This is a genomic window from Dongia soli (assembly GCF_034044715.1).
In the GTDB taxonomy this organism is placed as follows: Bacteria; Pseudomonadota; Alphaproteobacteria; order Dongiales; family Dongiaceae; genus Dongia_B; species Dongia_B soli.
This window is the reverse complement of sequence record NZ_JAXCLW010000005.1, coordinates 229,455-246,970: the sequence shown is the minus strand read 5'-3', so window position 1 is coordinate 246,970 and position 17,516 is coordinate 229,455. Positions and strand designations below refer to the sequence as shown.

The 17,516-nt window shown below is 63.7% G+C and carries 14 protein-coding genes; 5 read left to right on the top strand and 9 right to left on the bottom strand.

Annotation, left to right across the window (positions count from 1 at the left end):
* Positions 1–383: 383 nt before the first annotated feature.
* Both SMD27_RS17860 and SMD27_RS17855 read left to right on the top strand, forming a co-directional pair.
* Positions 384–1,685: an MFS transporter gene (locus SMD27_RS17860; RefSeq protein WP_320509786.1), complete on the top strand. Its 1,302-nt coding sequence runs from the start codon at positions 384–386 to the stop codon at positions 1,683–1,685.
* A gap of 152 nt (positions 1,686–1,837) precedes the next feature.
* Positions 1,838–2,659, top strand: a complete 822-nt coding sequence (locus SMD27_RS17855) for an alpha/beta fold hydrolase (protein ID WP_320509785.1) — start codon at positions 1,838–1,840, stop codon at positions 2,657–2,659.
* Between the two features lie 373 nt (positions 2,660–3,032).
* Here the strand turns inward: SMD27_RS17855 and SMD27_RS17850 are convergent, their stop codons facing one another.
* The 3 genes from SMD27_RS17850 to SMD27_RS17840 all read right to left on the bottom strand — a co-directional run bounded on the left by SMD27_RS17850 (position 3,033) and on the right by SMD27_RS17840 (position 5,413).
* Positions 3,033–3,548, bottom strand: a complete 516-nt coding sequence (locus SMD27_RS17850) for a PAS domain-containing protein (protein WP_320509784.1) — start codon at positions 3,546–3,548, stop codon at positions 3,033–3,035.
* Between the two features lie 192 nt (positions 3,549–3,740).
* Positions 3,741–4,754 carry a YncE family protein gene (locus SMD27_RS17845; protein WP_320509783.1) on the bottom strand — a complete coding sequence of 338 codons (1,014 nt, stop codon included), beginning with the start codon at positions 4,752–4,754 and terminating at the stop codon, positions 3,741–3,743.
* 35 nt (positions 4,755–4,789) lie between these two features.
* Positions 4,790–5,413, bottom strand: coding sequence for a DUF1653 domain-containing protein (locus SMD27_RS17840; RefSeq protein WP_320509782.1), 624 nt, complete (start codon positions 5,411–5,413; stop codon positions 4,790–4,792).
* A 370-nt stretch (positions 5,414–5,783) separates the two neighbouring features.
* On the opposite strand from SMD27_RS17840, the gene poxB reads away from it, so the two are divergent.
* Positions 5,784–7,571, top strand: coding sequence for a ubiquinone-dependent pyruvate dehydrogenase (gene poxB, locus SMD27_RS17835; protein ID WP_320509781.1), 1,788 nt, complete (start codon positions 5,784–5,786; stop codon positions 7,569–7,571).
* A gap of 8 nt (positions 7,572–7,579) precedes the next feature.
* On the opposite strand, the gene SMD27_RS17830 is transcribed toward poxB, so the two are convergent.
* On the bottom strand, positions 7,580–8,470 hold the full coding sequence (locus SMD27_RS17830) for a DMT family transporter (protein ID WP_320509780.1): 891 nt from the start codon (positions 8,468–8,470) through the stop codon (positions 7,580–7,582).
* A gap of 750 nt (positions 8,471–9,220) precedes the next feature.
* Positions 9,221–9,553, bottom strand: a complete 333-nt coding sequence (locus tag SMD27_RS17825; RefSeq protein WP_320509779.1) for a four-helix bundle copper-binding protein — start codon at positions 9,551–9,553, stop codon at positions 9,221–9,223.
* Between the two features lie 935 nt (positions 9,554–10,488).
* Between SMD27_RS17825 and SMD27_RS17820 the strand changes: the two genes are divergently transcribed.
* Positions 10,489–10,779: a GIY-YIG nuclease family protein gene (locus SMD27_RS17820; RefSeq protein ID WP_320509778.1), complete on the top strand. Its 291-nt coding sequence runs from the start codon at positions 10,489–10,491 to the stop codon at positions 10,777–10,779.
* Between the two features lie 112 nt (positions 10,780–10,891).
* Here SMD27_RS17820 and SMD27_RS17815 read toward each other — a convergent pair whose 3' ends face one another.
* The 3 genes from SMD27_RS17815 to SMD27_RS17805 all read right to left on the bottom strand — a co-directional run bounded on the left by SMD27_RS17815 (position 10,892) and on the right by SMD27_RS17805 (position 15,122).
* Complete coding sequence (locus SMD27_RS17815) at positions 10,892–11,929, bottom strand: pentapeptide repeat-containing protein (RefSeq protein WP_320509777.1); 1,038 nt, start codon at positions 11,927–11,929, stop codon at positions 10,892–10,894.
* A gap of 229 nt (positions 11,930–12,158) precedes the next feature.
* Positions 12,159–13,274, bottom strand: coding sequence for an alpha/beta hydrolase family protein (locus tag SMD27_RS17810; protein ID WP_320509776.1), 1,116 nt, complete (start codon positions 13,272–13,274; stop codon positions 12,159–12,161).
* Positions 13,275–14,609: 1,335 nt separating this feature from the next.
* On the bottom strand, positions 14,610–15,122 hold the full coding sequence (locus SMD27_RS17805; protein ID WP_320509775.1) for a PAS domain-containing protein: 513 nt from the start codon (positions 15,120–15,122) through the stop codon (positions 14,610–14,612).
* 366 nt (positions 15,123–15,488) lie between these two features.
* Here SMD27_RS17805 and SMD27_RS17800 point away from each other — a divergent pair, with 366 nt between their 5' ends.
* Complete coding sequence (locus tag SMD27_RS17800) at positions 15,489–16,919, top strand: phenylacetate--CoA ligase family protein (RefSeq protein WP_320509774.1); 1,431 nt, start codon at positions 15,489–15,491, stop codon at positions 16,917–16,919.
* Here SMD27_RS17800 and SMD27_RS17795 read toward each other — a convergent pair.
* The gene (locus SMD27_RS17795; protein ID WP_320509773.1) at positions 16,905–17,459 is read right to left on the bottom strand and encodes a hypothetical protein; all 555 of its coding nucleotides are present in this window, start codon (positions 17,457–17,459) and stop codon (positions 16,905–16,907) included. The two genes, SMD27_RS17800 and SMD27_RS17795, sit on opposite strands and share 15 nt — an antisense overlap.
* Positions 17,460–17,516: the final 57 nt, after the last annotated feature.

The window sequence follows — 17,516 nt, the reverse complement described above, 5'->3', positions numbered from 1 at the left end:
GGACTTCACGAGACATCGGCGAGTCCAATGCCGGCAAGGTTCATCAGCGCGGCTGATGCATGTCGACTGTATTGCGCGGCGTTGTCATCTGTCTCACCTCCGCTCGACTTCCACCATGGACCCTCGGGTCAAGCTGGGGGATGCCAAGCGGGGCGCGGTTGTCATTGTGCGAAGGCGGCTATACCAATGGGGCCGGCGTTGCCAGTCATCGCACAACATCACTGACAAGTGAGGTTGCTACCGCTTGCGATGCGGTCGCTGGTTGCGTCTCACAAATAAGTTTGTCACCCTCGGACTTGATCCGAGGGTCCAGCGTGGCGACTGATGAACGCCACGTGATCTGCCATGATGCCTAGACCGCTAATGACGAGCACCACGCCGCTGTGGCAGAGTACTGCCCCGACGCTTTCGCGCGGCGGAAGAACCGCGCCAGCAACAAAAAGACGGGGGACGTGTTGAGTTATCTCGGCTTCGTGCGTGCCAATGCGCGGCTTTTGGCCTTCGGCGCAACCGCTGCTTTTGCTTCCTGTTTCGGCCAGACCTTCTTCGTCTCCCTGTTCAACCCCGCGCTGCAGGCCGAGCTTGGCCTCAGCAGCGGCCGGCTCGGCCTGCTTTATTCCGGCGCGACCTTGTGCAGCGCCTTGTCGTTGATATGGCTTGGCCGCAAGATCGATCACTGGGATCTGCGGCTCTATACCCTGCTCGCTTGCCTGCTGATGATCCTCGGCACCGGATTGATGTCGCTGGCCGGTTCCACCGCAGTGATCGCGGTCGCCTTCTATCTGCTGCGGATCAGCGGCCAGGGCCTGCTCTCGCATATTTCACTGACCAGCATGGCGCGCTATTTCGACCAATCGCGGGGGCGCGCCATCGGTCTTGCATCGCTCGGTTTTCCCGCCGGCGAGGCGCTGCTGCCGATCTGCGCCGTCTCGCTGATCGCTGCGATCGGCTGGCGCCAGAGCTGGCAATTGATCGCCCTCATCGTGGCCCTGCTGATGGTCCCGGCCTTGCTATGGTGCCTAAAGGGCCATGCCGCGCGCCACGCCGCATTCACCGCTGTGCAAGCGACCGCCCAGGGCACCGCGCGAGGCGCCCACCGCCCGGCACCGGGCCTGTTGATCAGCGATCGTCGCTTCCTGCTGTGCCTGCCGACCTGCATGGCCTCGCCCTTCATCATCACCGGCCTCTTCTTCCATCAGGCAACGATCGCCGCCGCGAAAGGCTGGAGCCTCGACTGGCTCGCCCTCTGCTTCGTCGCTTTCGCCGTCACCCAGGCGCTGACGACATTTCAATCGGGCCACTTGGTCGATCGTTTCGGCGCCATCCGCCTGGTGCCGGTCTATCTGCTGCCCATGGCGGCGGCGCTGATCGTGCTCAGCTTTTGGCGGACACCGCTCGCCGCCCTCATCTATATGATCGGCATCGGCGTCACCTCAGGTTTCGACACCACGATCGGCACCAGCGTCTGGGCGGAGCTCTTCGGCGTGCAGCGGCTGGGATCGATCCGCGCCACCGTCTCGGCGCTCAGCGTCTTCGCCAGCGCCCTCTCGCCCGTCTTCTTCGGTGAGCTGATCGACCGCGCCGTCACCGCCGATGCCATTGCCCTTGGCTGCATGGCCTACTGCCTCGCTTGCGCCCTGCTCTCCCTGCGTTTGCGGCGTACCGCCCTGCCGCAAGCGGCGTGATACATCGCGCGGCCAGCGATATCAAAATTCCCTGACATAATTGAGCGGTCAAAACCCGCACGAAGCCGCCTGCCATCGAAAGAGACTAGCCTTGCGCCGCCGATGCTCGCATCATCGTCGCGCAGTCAGCTGATAAGACGAAGGAGAACATCATGAGCAACTTCACCACCAAGGACGGCACAAATATTTTTTACAAAGATCATGGCAAAGGCCAGCCGGTGGTCTTCTCCCATGGCTGGCCGCTCAGCGCCGATGCCTGGGATGGGCAGATGGTGTTCCTCGGCAATCACGGCTACCGCGTCATCGCCCATGATCGCCGCAGCCATGGCCGTTCCGACCAGACCTGGGACGGAAATCACATGGACCAATATGCCGACGACCTCGCCGAGCTGATCGAGAAACTGGACCTGCGCGACATCATCATCGTGGGTCATTCTACCGGCGGTGGCGAAGTCGCGCGTTATCTCGGCCGGCACGGCACCAAGCGCGTCGCCAAGGCGGTGCTGCTCGGCGCGGTGCCGCCGCTGATGCTGAAGACCGAGAAGAATCCGGGCGGCCTGCCGATCGACGTCTTCGACGGCATCCGCAAGGGCACCTTCGACGACCGCGCGCAATTCTATAAGGACCTGACCCTGCCCTTCTACGGCTATAACCGCAAAGGCGCGAAGATCTCCGAAGGTCTGCGCGAAAGCTTCTGGCTGCAGGGCATGATGGGCGGCCTCAAGGGCCAGCTCGATTGCATCAAGCAATTCTCGGAAACCGATTTCACCGAGGACCTGAAGAAGATCGACGTGCCGACGCTGATCGTGCATGGCGATGACGACCAGATCGTCCCCCTCGGCGCCGCGGCGATGATGTCCTCGAAACTGGTGCCCAAAGCCACGCTGAAAATCTACGAAGGCGCCCCCCACGGCCTTGGGCAGACGCATCAGGACCGCTTCAACGCCGACCTGCTGGCCTTCATCAAGGAATGACGGTGCGAAGATGCGTGGTGCGATGATCAAAGCCTGCATCGGCCGACCAGCATCGCACCACGTCATCGCCGGTCATCGTCGCACCCCTCAACACCGCTCGACATCACTCATGGACCCTCGGGTCAAGCCCGAGGGTGACAAGCGGGGGCACGGTTGTTATTGTGCGAAGGCGGCTATAGCAATGGGTGGCGTTGCAGTCATCGCACAACATCACTGACAAGTGAGGTTGCCACCGCTTGCAATGCGGTCGCAGGTTGCGTCTCACAAACAAGCTTGTCACCCTCGGACTTGATCCGAGGGTCCATCGTGGCGACTGACGAGCGCCTCGATTCCGCCCCTGGATGCAATCATCTTGAGCGGCCGAACGCCCGCTCTACTCCGCCTTGGGGATCGGCAGCGTGTCGTCGGAGAAGAGGTCGAGGTCCTGGGCGACGTGTTCGCCGCAGAAGCAACGGGTGACCACGCCATTTTCCAGCAGCGGCAATTGCACCAGCTCGACATTGACGATGCCGCGATTGCCGCGCAACGGCCAGTCGTAATTGGCATACATCGGCTTCATCTCGAGCGCATAGATGAAGTCGGTCATGACGTCCTGCATCACCGTGCTTGTAAGTTCCAGCTCGTCGACATATTTGCCGGTATAGTCCCAGCCGGCGGCCTGCACGCCATGGGTCCCGACCAAGCGGTAGCGCGGCCGCAGGGGCCTCTCGTCAAGATCGATGAGAATGATATAGGGCAAGGCACTGCGCGGGATGTCCAAAGGATCGATCTCCCCCGCATCCGGCGCCAACCGTTCTCCACGCAGCTTTTCCCAATAATCAAAAAGCATGCGCAGATAGGGCGACCGGATGCGCTCGCGATCGAAATCGACTTCACGGATAATGGACATCGGATATGGCTCGGACAATTCGCCGCCTCATGATCGCGGCCAGATGCTAAGATCTCGTAAATGATCGGTTTTTCACGGCCGGTCAACACTTCTCTCGCGCCCCGAATCATCAGGACTTGGGGCTTCGTCAAGAAACTGTCGGAAAAGTCACGAGGCAGCGGGAGGAACGAGCGCGGCACGTCTCGATCGCGGCTAAGGCAATGGCCGAAATACGAGGATTGCAGCGCCCGCGTTTTCCGCGGCGCGCGCCGCCACGAATAGTCGGTCCAGCTCGGGCACGAAGAGCGAGGTCCGCGCCCCCTTCACCGTCGGCACCATCGCCCGGTCGCGCAAGCCTGTCGCGCCATGCTGCTTGATGTCGACCGAGCCGGCGCCGCAGCTGACATAGATCTGCTGGCGCTTGTCATCAAAGAAAACATCGTCGGCATCGCCGCAGGTCGTCATCTTTTCACGGATCGCGCCGGTGCGGGAATCCAGGAGAGCCAGCATCGCGGGCTGGCGGAAGACGATCGCCAGTTCGCCGCCGGGATGATCGAGCGCCATCGGAAAATGCTCGGCATAATCGGCCATCTTCCATGTGGCGATCACCTTAAAAGACCTTAGATCAGCGGCAACGATGCGCCGGGCATCGGGGATATTCACGAATGCCCGCTGCGCCGCGGGATCCAGCCGGAAGCCCTCCGGATGACCCGGCAGCTTGATATCGCCCACTTGGCGCAAGCTCAGCGGATCGATCACCGCAAGCGCGCCATCGCCATAGCCGACAATCACCCGGCCCGTCGCTGCATCGATGCGCACGTTATCGGCGTCATCGCCCAGCTCGATCTTTCCCGCCAGGGACCAGTCGGTTGTCCGCACGAACCAGACCGAACCGTCGCCGCCATTGGCGATGACCAGGAGATTCTGCTGCGGGATGAAACCCAGCCCCTGCGGCTCCTTCAACCCGTCGATCCGATGGATGACCTTGCCTGATGCGAGACTGATCACATCCACGGTATTGTTGCCGAGCTCCGCCACGAACAAGCGGCCCTGCTGCAGATCGACCGCCAGATGATCGATGCGCCCCGCCACATCTGCCAGCGGAATCCGCGTTTCCAGGACCAAGGGCGAAGTCTCGGCCTGCGCCTGCATTGCCGGCGAGACGAGCCAGATCGCGGCCGCCACAGCAAAGGCGGCGAATATCCGGTGGTAAGAGATGCCTGCCATGATCGCCCTCCATCGTGAGACTGCCGCCGCCTCGATCAGTCGGCCGCATCGGCCGCAATCGGCGCAAAGCGCCGCCGGCCATCGGGCAAAGTGTCGTTGAACATCGCGGCGGGACGAACCCAGTTCCGGCCATCCGGTGTCTGGTAGACGGTCATCGGTTCTTCGGTTTCCGTGTGGATCGCCTCGAACAGCACGCGGTAGAGGCCGCCTTTGTAATGGCGATGGGTCGGCTGCCAGTTTTTCTCTATCCGGCTTTCATTTGCCTGGCGCGGCTTGGTCAATTGCCGGTCGCGGATCTCATCGACCTTGGTCCAGATGCGGGCAAGCTCGGCTTCGCCGGCCGCATGCATGTCCTCCCCATGGGCGAGGCAGAGGGCGGCCAGCGTCACCATCACGCCGCCGATTTCCTGCGTCCTCTCGCCGGCCGGGCGGCCATAAACGTAATCGACCAGGTGACGCGCCTCCTCTTGTGTCGCGCCGCAGGACTGCACCAGTTCCAGCGCTTCCTCCAGGAAACGGTGATTGCGTTCCGTCCTATCGGCGGCGATCTCCGCGCCGAAGCAGGCCATCATCCAGGGCTTGACGCGCTGCTGGAAGGATGCTGCGTCGTCGCGCTCGGCGAGATTGCTGTCGCGCTTGCTCTCGTCACGCATCGTCATCGATCCTTCTTCGCTGCTCAGTCTATCCAGCTTGGTATCCTCCATGGACCCACGGATCAAGTCCGAGGGTGACAAGCGGGGGTCGTCGGTGTGGGGGCGATGCCGGCTGGCACGATATGATAACGGCCATGATATGACCGGCCATCGCAGGCTGCGCAATCACTTCTCTATTGTCACCCTCGGACTTGATCCGAGGGTCCATGGTGGCGACGGCACGAACCTGTCCTTCTGATTACCGCGCGCATCTGTGATCCGCCGCCCGCCATTTGCATCTTGCCGTATGCAGGGGATGGCTCGATAGTAGCCGGCGCCAACCCCGCGCATACGCATCTCGCCCGCATATCCGTTCTCCTCGCAACCGGAGCCCGCCATGCCAGAGACCGTCGCCGATCAACTCGCCGCCACCCTCGCCGCCGCCGGCGTCAAGCGCATCTATGGCGTGGTCGGCGACAGCCTCAACGGCGTGACCGACGCCTTGCGCCGCCAGGGCGAGATCGACTGGCTGCATGTGCGGCACGAGGAAGTGGCCGCCTTCGCCGCCGGGGCCGAGGCGCATCTCAGCGGCCGGCTCGCCGTTTGTGCCGGCAGTTGCGGGCCGGGCAATCTCCATCTCATCAATGGCCTCTTCGACTGCCACCGCTCGCGTCTGCCGGTCCTCGCCATCGCCGCGCATATCCCCTCGCCGGAAATCGGCTCCGGCTATTTCCAGGAAACCCATCCCCAGGAACTGTTCCGCGAATGCAGCCATTACAGCGAGCTGATCTCCAGCCCGGCGCAGATGCCGCGCAGCCTGGAGATCGCCATCCGCGAGGCGCTCGGCAAAGGCGGCGTCTCGGTCCTGGTGCTGCCCGGTGATGTCGCGCTGCAGAAGGCGGCGGAAGCGCCGGCGCCGAAACCGGCCGGCCTGCTGCCCCATGTGCCGGTGACCGTGCCGGCCGAGGCCGATTTGCGCAAGCTCGCCGCGCTGCTGAACGGCAATGGCGAGAATGGCACTGGCGAGAATGGCAATGGCGAAAACGCTCGTGTCACCTTGCTGTGCGGCTCCGGTTGCGCCGGCGCCCATGACGAATTGCTGGCGCTGGGCGAGAAGCTGAAGGCGCCGATGGTCCATGCGCTCAAGGGCAAGGAACATGTCGAATGGGACAATCCCTATGATGTCGGCATGACCGGCCTCATCGGCTTTTCTTCCGGCTATTATGCGATGCTCGATTGCGACATCCTGCTGATGCTCGGCACCGATTTTCCCTATCGTCAGTTCTATCCGAAATCGGCCGGCCGCGGCAGCGAGGTGCGCGTGGCGCAGATCGATCTGCGCGCCGGACAGCTCGGCCGCCGCACCCCGCTCGATCTCGGCCTGGTCGGCGATGTCGGCGCCACGATCCGCGCCTTGCTGCCGCTGCTGAACGAGCGCCGGGACCGCCGCCATCTCGACAATGCTGTGGCGCATTACAACCGCACCCGCAATCAACTGGACGACCTCGCCATCGGCAAGCCGGGCACGAAGCCGATCCATCCGCAGCAAGTCGCCAAGGCGCTCAGCGACCGCGCCGCCGACGATGCCGTCTTCACCTGCGATGTCGGCCTGCCCACCGTCTGGGCCGCGCGCTATCTGAAGATGAATGGCGACCGGCGGCTGATCGGTTCCTTCTGGCACGGCTCCATGGCCAATGCCATGGCCCAGGCGATCGGCGCCCAGGCCGCCTATCCGAAGCGCCAGGTGATCTCGCTCTCCGGCGATGGCGGTTTCACCATGCTGATGGGCGATCTTCTGACCCTGACGCAGCTCGGCCTGCCGGTGAAGGTCGTGGTCTTCAATAACGGCGCCCTCGGCTTTATCGAGGTGGAGCAGAAATCGACCGGCTTCCTGCCCACCGGCACCGGCCTCACCAATCCCAATTTCGCCGCCATGGCCGAGGCGATCGGCATCCGCGGCATCCGCCTGGAAGATCCCGGCGAGGTCGATCACGGCATCGCCGCCGCCTTCGCCCATGACGGGCCGGTCCTGATCGACGCCGTGGTCTCGCGCACCGAATTGCCGATGCCGCCCACCGTGACGGCGGAGATGGCCAAGGGCTTCACCCTCTATATGCTCAAGGCGGTGATGAGCGGCCGCGGCGACGAGATCATCGACCTCGCCCGCACCAATCTCTGGCGATAGCCGCTATCTCAAGGAATCGGTTCGACCGCATCGGTGACGGCAACCTGCAACCGCCGCTCGCGGTAGAAGATGACCAGGCCGCTGGCGATGATGATGATATTGCCGATCAGGACCGGCGGCGTCATCTTGTCGCCCCAGACCAGCCAGCCCATCAGCGCCGCCCAGAAGATCGCCGAATATTGGAACGGCGCCAGCAGCGAGGCAGGTGCGAGCGCCAGGGCCTTGGTGATCAGCACGAAACACATGGCGGCGACGATCCCCACCAGGAACATCAGGCCAAGATCGAGCAGGCTCGGCGCGACCCAGGCGAAGGGCACGGTCGCGGCACCGATCAGCCCGGCGCCGATGAACTGCCAGCTCACCAGCGGCAGCCAATGCACATCGCTCAATTGCTTGGTGACGACGACGGCAAGGCCGAACATCGCCGCCCCGGCCAAGGCGATGAAAGCGACCGGCGAGAAGGCCTCGCCCGTCGGCTGCAAAGCGATGACGACGCCGATGAAACCGACGATCACCGCCGTCCAGCGGAACAGCCGCACCTTCTCGCCCAGCAAAAAGGGCGACAGCGCGGTGATGATCAAAGGCGCCGCCATGTAATAGGTCATTACATCGGCCAGCGGCATGCTGCGCGTCGAATAATAGAAGCAGAAGGAATCCCCCGCCTGGCAGAGGATGCGAAAAACATGCAGCCCCCACTGGCCTTTCAGGGTGAGCTTGGTCCGCGTCAGCCCCGCCACCAGCAGCAGGATCGGCACTGCGCCGACCGAGCGCAGCAGCATCAACTGCCCGACGCCGTAATCGGCGATCAGCCATTTGCCGAGCGCGTCATTGGCGGCGAAGAAGAACACGCCGGCCAGATACAGTCCGATGCCGAGATTGAACGCTTTCGAGGATGTCATGCCGGCCGCCGGGTCACGCAGAAGAAATGAAATCGATTTCAGGAAGAATCGGCCAAGATACTCCTGATCGTCTTCCTGACGCTCTGCGCGCGACCGGAAGACAATATGCCTTCTCCGGGCGCGGCAGCAGGGCCTGGCCGAACTAGTCTCTCTTTGCCTGGCCCTTACCTAGCCGAGCCCCACCCTCCCGGAAAGCCCCAAATTCGCCGAGCCAGCCCTGCGTCGCCGGCAGGGTTGGGGTATTGCTTCGGTCGGCGGCATGGCTTCTCTGGCAGACCACCTCACCCGACCTCCGCCATCGCAACACCGATATCGATGGCGTCGCACGGCGCACGGCGCCGGCAACAAACAAGGTTGTCACCCTCGGCTTGATCCGAGGGTCCATGGCAAAGGCCGCGCAGGATAGAAGAGCGGCGCGGTTCACCCGATGCCGTCGCCGCGTTCGGCGGTGTCAAGCTCAGGAGCTACTCTTCAGCTTCCACCGTGGACCCTCGGGTCAAGCCCGAGGGTGACAAGTGAGTATGTCATGAACATCCTGCGATGACCGGTGACACCGCTCTTCATCCAGTTCGTCGCCGGCGTCGCACGCCATCCACAACCAGCAAGCTTGTCACGCTCGGGCTTGATCACCGTCGGCGCAGGCCGACCTTCGTCGGCGGGTCCATCGGGGCGACTGACGAAAGACACACCGAACGAAGGCCGGCTAAGCAGCCGCCTTCGATGCTGAGCGGCGCGCTTGCCTCCGACACCTCAAGCCGACATGCTCCGGCAGGTTTCGGCGCAGCGGCGGCAGGCCTCGACGCATTCCTGCATATCGCCGATCCGCTCGCAGTCCTGGCCGCAATCTTCGCAGACCTCGGCGCAAACGCGGCAAAGATTGCGGTGATGCGATGTGCCGATCAGCATGACGGCCGCGGCGGCGCGGCAAATCTCGGCGCAGGTCGACATGAGGCGGAAATGCTGTGGCGCGACATGCTTTCCACCTGCTTCCAGGCAATGGTGCATGGATGTCTTGATGCAGGTCTCATAGCAGTTGAGACAGTTCTCGACGCAGCTTTGCATCTCGGCCGAAATCATCTGCATGGCTCGCTCCCTCATGGATGGCTGGTTGCGGACTCCTGCGAGAACAATTCTGCCCTATAGCAAGGTTCCTTCCCGGCAGCTTAAATTTCCGCCCGACCGACTGACGGCTGCGCTTGGGATGCACCTTGCAAGGTTTATGCGCGGCCGCACCATGGACCCGCCGACGCCGGCCGCACAGCGGGGATGCCATCCGGTTGTACCCTCGGACATGATCCTAGCGTGACAACCGGATGTGTCATGAACATTCTGCGATGACCGGTGACACCGCTCTTCATCCAGTTCGTCGCCGGCGTCGCATGCCATCCACAACCGGCAAGCTTGTCACCCTCGGACTTGATCCGAGGGTCCATGGTGGACGGCGCGCAGGATTGAAGAGCAACGCAGTTCACCAATGCCGTCGCGGAGATCGGCGTCAAGCAGGTGACGTCATCTTCAGCCGCAACCATGGACCCTCGGGTCAAGCCCGAGGGTGACAACCGGATGTGCCATGAACATCCGGCGATGACCGGTGACACCGCTCTTCATCCAGTTCGTCGCCGTCGTCGCACCCCGCCCATAACAACAAGCTTGTCACCCTCGGACTTGACCCGCGGGTCCATGGCAGAGGCCGCGCAGGATTGAAGAGCAATGCAGTTAACCCGATGCCGTCGCGGAGATCGGCGTCAAGCAGGTGACGTCATCTTCAGCCGCAACCATGGACCCTCGGGTCAAGCCCGAGGGTGACAACCGGATGTGCCATGAACATCCGGCGATGACCGGTGACACCGCTCTTCATCCAGTTCGTCGCCGTCGTCGCACACCGCCCCTAACAACAAGCTTGTCACCCTCGGACTTGATCCGAGGGTCCACCGGAGCGACTGAAGAAAGTCATATGCTTGACGCCGCCATATGAAGCGGCTCCAATACGGACTTATCCGCCACGGTGCTCACCTCTCATGCGCGATTACTTCGTCTACATGCTGGCAAGCGATCGTCATGGGACGCTCTATGTGGGCGTCACGAATGATCTCGTCCGGCGTATGGCCGAACATCGCGATGGCTTGGTCAATGGATTCACGGAACGCTATGGCGTGACGCAACTTGTCTGGTTTGAGACGACGCCGGACATACGCGCAGCGATCCAGCGGGAGAAGACCCTCAAACACTGGCCGCGCGCCTGGAAGATCGCCGCGATCGAGAAACTGAATCCGACTTGGCGCGATCTCTACCACGACATCGTGGGATGAGTCTTCGACTCCTTGCATTGTGCGCGGCCTCCGTCATGGACCCTCGGATCAAGTCCGAGGGTGACGAGCGGGGATAGCATCAATATCCTGCGAACAGCACAGCGCGCGCGTGTTACGCCGCCCGCTTCAACCCCTTGGTGGTCAGCGGCAATGACGGAATTTCCCCGATCAGCGAGCCATCGAGGTCGAGTTCGCGCTGATGGGCGCCGGAGAAGTCGGCGCCGCGCAGATCGGCTTCCTTCAGCGTCACCTTGATCAGGTTCGCATCGCGGAACACGGCGGCCAGCAGCTTCGCGCCGCTGAACCGGGTGCCGTAGAGCTTGGCGCCGGTGAAATTCGCCACGGCCAGATTGGTGTTCGAGAGATCGACCTTGGTCAGATCCATCAGGCTGAAATCGGCGCGATAGCCGGATTTGCCCAGCGAATGCACCCACTGGTCATGCTCCTGCAACACCCGCTCCAAGTCGGTGCGGTCGAATTTGCGGAAGCCGGGGCCGGTCGAGCGGGTGAGATCGATCTTCTGCTGCGCCGCCTCGTCCAGCACGGCGCCGGTGAAATCGGCATCCACCATGGCCGCACCTGCGACATCGATCTGCTTGATCTCCGCATGGCGCAGATTGGCGCCACGCAGATCGGCCTGGAACAATTTCGTCTCGTTCAACTGGGCGCCTTCGAGGTCGACGCCCTTCATCTTGGCTTCGGCGAAATTCGCCCGCGTCAGATTGGCGTTCTTGAAGGAAGCCATCTGCTCGCGCGCCTGGTTGAGGTCGATGCGGAGATCGGACCGTGCCAGCATCGCATCGACCAGCATCGCATCGTCGAAGGAGACGCTGCGCAGATCCGCCTTGCGGAAATCCGCATTGGTGAGGTCGGCGCCGTCGAATTTCGAGCCGCGCAGGATCGCGCCGGTGAATTTCACGCCGCGCGCATCGATGTTGCTGAGATTGCAGTTGATCAGCACCGCATCGGAGAAATTCATATGGGTGAAGTCGAGCCCGGCCATGTGGCAATTCTCGAACATCGCCCGGCGCCCGTCGCGGCGGCCCTGCAGATAGCCGAGATGCAGCTCCTGGATACGCTTCAATGCGTCGCGCGTAAGGGTGAAGCCCTTCTTGGTCGTCGCGCCGTCTGTCGCTGGTTTCTTCTGCACGTCAGATCATTCCCGAAAGCCGCGACTGCCGGCTTATGCCGCAGCCGGCACGCCTTTGTCCGCGCCCTGCTGCTCGCGGCCCATTGCTCACGGCCCATTGCTCACGGCCCATTGCTCGCGGCCCATTGCTCGCGGCCCATTGCTCGCGGCCCATTGCTCGCGGCCGCGGAAACTACGCGGTGGCGGAAATGAATGCTACCGATTTTTTACCGACAATTACCGGCGAATTTTAGGCGAATTCGCCGGTAATCGGCTGCTTCTCCGGTATCTTATTGAAGAGACTGATCGCCTGGACCGCGACCCGCTCGTGGATCGCGCGGCGATCGACGCGCGGCGCATCGACGCAGAGATCCGGGGCGGCGCGGCGTCCCGTCTCGGTCGGTTCCGGCAGGAAGACGTAATGCCCGACCCCGCCTTTCAGCACGGTAAGCTCAGCCTGCCGCAGCCGCGCCTTCAGCCAGGCGGCGCATTGCTCCACCGGCGCCACCGGGTCCTCATCGCCGACGACGATGCGGATCGGCGTCTCGATCCCGGCAAGGCTGGCTTCATCGAAGCCCAGCACCGAGCGGCCCGGCGCGCAGACCAGCGCCGCCTTGATCCGCTGGTCGAGATAGGAATCCGACATGCGCGCCCAGGAGGCGCGGAAGATCGCGCTGCGTTCCAGCAGGCCGGGCAGATGCCGCGCGAGATCGGGGAATTCGCGCGGTCCCATCGAGAAGGGCACAACCGGCATGCGCGCATCTTCGGCCGTGAGGTCGAGCGGCGGCTCGGCATATTGATCGGGATATTGGTATTGCGAGGCCAGGGTCACCGCGCCGGTCAGCAGCATCACCGTATAGGCGCCGGCGGAGAAACCGGCGGCATAGCAGCGGGCTGGATCGAGTCGCCCGGCGAAAGCGCCGCGGCCCGCGCCATCGCATGGCTGCGCCAGCAGATCATCGAGCAGCACGGTCAGGTCCCGCGCCCGCTCCCATAAACTGAGGAAGCCTTCGGCGCGATAGGGCTGCACCGCCGAATTGCCGTGGTGGTTGGCCGCGACGGCGACGAAGCCGCGCGAGGCCAGCCGCCGGCCCAGCCATTCCATGCTCCAGGCCGTGCCGCCCGTGCCATGGGACAGCATCACCACCGGATAGCGCGTCTGTGCATCCGATAGATCGGCATCCGCCGCCACCGGTCCGGTGACAAACCAGGAGGCGCGCGGCGCCACCGCCCGCTCCTCGGCATCGTCACGCGCGGGATACCAGGCGAGCCAGCTGATCGGACGGGGCCCGTCCCCGGTCCAACTCGGCCGTCCCTTGTCCTCCAACCGCCCCTTCCGCAGACCGATCCTGTACTTACGCTGCATTCAACTTCCCTTGCCGGTGGGCCAAACTGTGAAACGAGGGGGCCGCGAAACGGAGTTTGTCATCGACGCCGCGCCCCCGCAACAGCGCGCTGCGTGAAAAGGGCGGCGCGGCTGAGAAAAAACGCCTGTCATTCGGCCCTTGGCGAAACCCGCGCCCGCCCTCTCCCATGGACCCTCGGGTCAAGCCCGAGGGTGACAAGCGGGTGTGTGATCGGCGCCGTGCGAGCCTGGCTGATCGCGACCGAGGACCGCTGCCTCTTGCTCGTCATCGCACACCGCCACCCGAACAAGGTCGTCACCGGAATCGCCGCCACCATCGCACACCGCCAACCCACACAAGCCTGTCGCCGGCATCACACACCGCCAACCCAAACCGGGTTGTCACCCTCGGGCTCGACCCGAGGCTCCATGGCAGAAGCCGGACGCGATGCGCGAGCGGGGCAACGACCGGGCACAATGCCGCCGGCGATCGTCAGTCGCAGCGGTGGACCCTCGGGTCAAGCCCGAGGGTGACGAGCGGGTGTGTCATAAACATCCTGCGATGAGCGCTGCGACCGCGATCCATCCAGATCCTCGCCGGCATCGCACAGCGCCAACCCACACAAGCTTTCACCCGAATCGCCGCCGGCGTTGCACACCGCCAGCCCAAACCAGGTTGTCACCCTCGGGCTCGACCCGAGGCTCCATGGCAGAAGCCGGACGCGATGCGCGAGCGGGGCAACGACCGGGCACAATGCCGCCGGCGATCGTCAGTCGCAGCGGTGGACCCTCGGGTCAAGCCCGAGGGTGACGAGCGGGTGTGTCATAAACATCCTGCGATGAGCGCTGCGACCGCGATCCATCCAGGTCCTCACCGGCATCGCACACCGCCAACCCACACAAGCTTGTCACCGGAATCGCCGCCACCATCGCACACCGCCAACCCAAACCAGGTTGTCACCCTCGGGCTCGAGCCGAGGGTCCATGGCAGAAGCCGGACGCGATGCGCGAGCGGGGCAACGGCCGGGCACAATGCCGCCGGCGATCGTCAGTCGCAGGGGTGGACCCTCGGGTCAAGCCCGAGGGTGACGAGCGGGTGTGTCATAAACATCCTGCGATGAGCGATGCGACCGCGATCCATCCAGGTCCTCACCGGCATCGCACACCGCCAACCCACACAAGCTTGTCACCGGCGTCGCACACCGCCAACCCAAACCAGGTTGTCACCCTCGGGCTCGACCCGAGGGTCCATGGCAGAAGCCGGGCGCGACACCAGATGGGATGACGACCGCAATCCGGACCGGCAACGACCGTTGGTGATGCAAGCCACAGATCCCGCTTGCCAAGCGGCGGCGGTCAGGCGCTGATGAAGGGCTGCGGGCGGTCGTGGCGCAGATGGCTGTCATCGCCCACCTCCCAATCTTCCAGCGCCAGGCACTGGCAGCGCGCGCCGCGAAAAGTAACAGGGAAGATGCCGACTTCGACATGACACACGGCATTGAGCTGCGTTGGCCAGGTATAGGCGCCGAAGACCGGCTCGCAGCTTTCCCAGGCCTGGCGATAGATCCGCATGCCCTCCTCGACCCAGGCCGACTGTTCATGCAGCTCGTCGAGATAGCGGCCATGCAGTTCGACACCGTTCATCTCCACGATCTTAGTGCCGTCCAGACGGTAGAAGACGCGGAACGGATCGGCTTCGATCGCCGCCACCAGCATATAAGGCAGCAAGGCGGTCAGATCGCCGAGTTCGAAATCCTCGCGCGCCGGCAGGACGGCCGCGCCCCGTTTAATTTCCCAGTATTCGGCCAGGCGCCGCACACGCCAGGACCGAAGCTCGGCCAGAGAAATGGGTTGGATACCGGAAAACATGAGATTCTAACGAAACGGTCTGTCTGCGGCGCGCACTATCGGGGCAAAGTCCTAACGAGTCCTAAAGATCATCGAGCGCCGGCCAGTGTCGGGCTCTGCCGGACCGGCCGCCGCACAGGACCCGCCTCCTCTACGAGAACCGCGGAAGGAGGTTTATAATCGCGGCACCTTTCCCTAGCAGACGCGTGCCGGCAGGCGCTGCATTGCATCGAACCGCCCTGCCCGCGGCACCGCTCACCGCCGGACCGACTCATCGCAGAACTGGCTCATCGCAGAACTGGCTCATCGCAGAACTGGCCCACTGCAGGAGAGCGGGCGGCAAGTGGGATCCAGGCGACAAGCACCATTCGGCTTGCGGAGGCTACCATGGCAGCATTGGAGTCCGGCAGCCGCGACATCCTGTCGCCGGCCGAGCGCAGCAACCTCGAAACCCTCGTCGCTGCGCGCCTCGCCCATGACAAGTGGACGCGGCCGCAATTGCTCGCCCGGCAGCGGCAGCAATTGCTTGTCACCCTGCGGCATGCCGCGACGGCCTCGCCTTATTATCGCCGGCTGATCGGGCCGCGCATCGCCGATGACATTCGTCTCGGCGACATCCCGGTTCTCAGCAAGACCTCGTTGATGCGGCATTTCGACGACATCGTCACCGATCGGCGATTGCGTCTCGCGGATATCGAGGCACATCTCGCCGGCAATGCCGCGCATCTGCCAATCTTCGACGATTACCGTGCCTGTGCGACCGGCGGCACCAGCGGGGAGCGGGCGATCATCGTTTACGACCGCGCCGCCTTCATGGTGATCCTTGCCAATGGCATTCGCTTCCAGCGCATCAATGGTATCGGCCCGTCCAACCGCGCCATGGGCATCGGTTCGCCTTCGCCGCTGCATCTGTCCAACCGGATCTGGAACCTCCTCAACGCCATGCCGGACCTTCCGAGACTCTACCTCACCACGCCGATGCCGGAGATCGTCGCCGCCCTCAACCATCACCAGCCGGATTTTCTCTTTTGCTATCCCTCCTTCCTGCGGCGCTTGGCGGAAGAACAGCAGGCCGGGCGGCTGCGCATCGCTCCAAAGCAATTTCGTACGGGTGCCGAGGCGCTGTGTGACGATGTCCACGACCTTTGCCGCGAGGTGTGGCACGCGCCGGTTTCCAATGGCTATGCAACAACAGAAGCCGGCGTGATGGGCGGCGGATGTCCGCATGTTGCCGGCATGCATCTGACCGAGGATGACATGGTGGTCGAAGTGGTGGACGATGCCTATCGGCCGGTTCCGGCCGGTGATCTTGGCAGCCGCCTGCTGGTGACGCCGCTCACCAACCGCCTGCTGCCGCTGCTCCGCTATGAGGTGACCGATCGCCTGGCCGTCACCGAGGACATCTGCGCCTGCGGCCGGCCCTATGCGCGCATCCTGCGTATCGAAGGACGGCGAGAGGAAATACTTCACTTCCGGCGCCGCGCTGTTGCCGGTGCCGAGGCTGGCGCCGATGACAGCCCGATCGAAATTCATGCCGGCCGGCTGCGCACGCCGCTGCTGCGCCTCGCGGCGGTGCGGCAGTTTCAGGTGGCGCCCTCGCCGGACGGGTTGGAGATCCGCCTCGTCCTGCGCGACGATGCAGGCCAAGCGGATGGCAATAGCCTCTGCGCGGCGGCCGAACAGGCCGTGCGCCTGATTCTCGACGAGGCTGGTGCCGACATCGGATCCGTCACGGTCAGGATCGTTTCGGATATCGCCCGCATCGGCTCCGGCGCGAAAGAAAGACTTGTCGATCCAGCTGCATCATTTCCCCGGTAGAGGAATTTGCGCGAAACGGGGATCACGCCGCTGTCTCACGGCATAAAAGCACAAGATATGAAAAAAGACGCGGCGCACAGCCAACGCATGACGTTGCGCCGAGCTTACGCTTGGTATGCCGGCCGGCCGGTGCGACACTTGCAGAGACGCAGCAATCTCCGGATGCGCCGCATGGAAACGCCGCAACATCTGCTCGATGCGCTCGATCTGTTGACCCGCCGGGTTTTGCCACGGCCGGCCCTGGCGCGCGTGGAAGGGCACGGCCGCAGCAGCGTTGCCCATCTGCGGCGTCTGCGCGGCATCCTGAGTGACCGCAATCTGGTCGGCATCGGCATCAGCGAGAAATTCTCCGCCGGCCGCGCCACCGGTGAGCTGAGCCTCTGCTTCTATGTCGAGAAGAAGGTTCCCACGCGCCGCCTCGATGCCGAAATGCTGATCCCGCCCGTGGTTGCAGCGCCAGTCATTGCCGCACAAACTGCCGACAGACAGCCACAGGCGACCGCCATCTTCACCGACGTCAAGCAGTTGGGCCGCCTGCACCCGCTCGACCGGCCACGGCGGGCCGCCAAGGCGCCCACCACGACGGCGAATGTGCAG

What these genes read in the sequence shown, in the direction of transcription:
- SMD27_RS17800 (WP_320509774.1), top strand. Translation starts at nt 15,489, where the DNA reads ATGGCAGCATTGGAGTCCGGCAGCCGCGACATCCTGTCGCCGGCCGAG.
- SMD27_RS17810 (WP_320509776.1), bottom strand. Translation starts at nt 13,274, where the DNA reads ATGCAGCGTAAGTACAGGATCGGTCTGCGGAAGGGGCGGTTGGAGGAC.
- SMD27_RS17850 (WP_320509784.1), bottom strand. Translation starts at nt 3,548, where the DNA reads ATGTCCATTATCCGTGAAGTCGATTTCGATCGCGAGCGCATCCGGTCG.
- SMD27_RS17820 (WP_320509778.1), top strand. Translation starts at nt 10,489, where the DNA reads ATGCGCGATTACTTCGTCTACATGCTGGCAAGCGATCGTCATGGGACG.
- SMD27_RS17845 (WP_320509783.1), bottom strand. Translation starts at nt 4,754, where the DNA reads ATGGCAGGCATCTCTTACCACCGGATATTCGCCGCCTTTGCTGTGGCG.
- SMD27_RS17830 (WP_320509780.1), bottom strand. Translation starts at nt 8,470, where the DNA reads ATGACATCCTCGAAAGCGTTCAATCTCGGCATCGGACTGTATCTGGCC.
- SMD27_RS17825 (WP_320509779.1), bottom strand. Translation starts at nt 9,553, where the DNA reads ATGCAGATGATTTCGGCCGAGATGCAAAGCTGCGTCGAGAACTGTCTC.
- poxB (WP_320509781.1), top strand. Translation starts at nt 5,784, where the DNA reads ATGCCAGAGACCGTCGCCGATCAACTCGCCGCCACCCTCGCCGCCGCC.
- SMD27_RS17855 (WP_320509785.1), top strand. Translation starts at nt 1,838, where the DNA reads ATGAGCAACTTCACCACCAAGGACGGCACAAATATTTTTTACAAAGAT.
- SMD27_RS17805 (WP_320509775.1), bottom strand. Translation starts at nt 15,122, where the DNA reads ATGTTTTCCGGTATCCAACCCATTTCTCTGGCCGAGCTTCGGTCCTGG.
- SMD27_RS17840 (WP_320509782.1), bottom strand. Translation starts at nt 5,413, where the DNA reads ATGACGATGCGTGACGAGAGCAAGCGCGACAGCAATCTCGCCGAGCGC.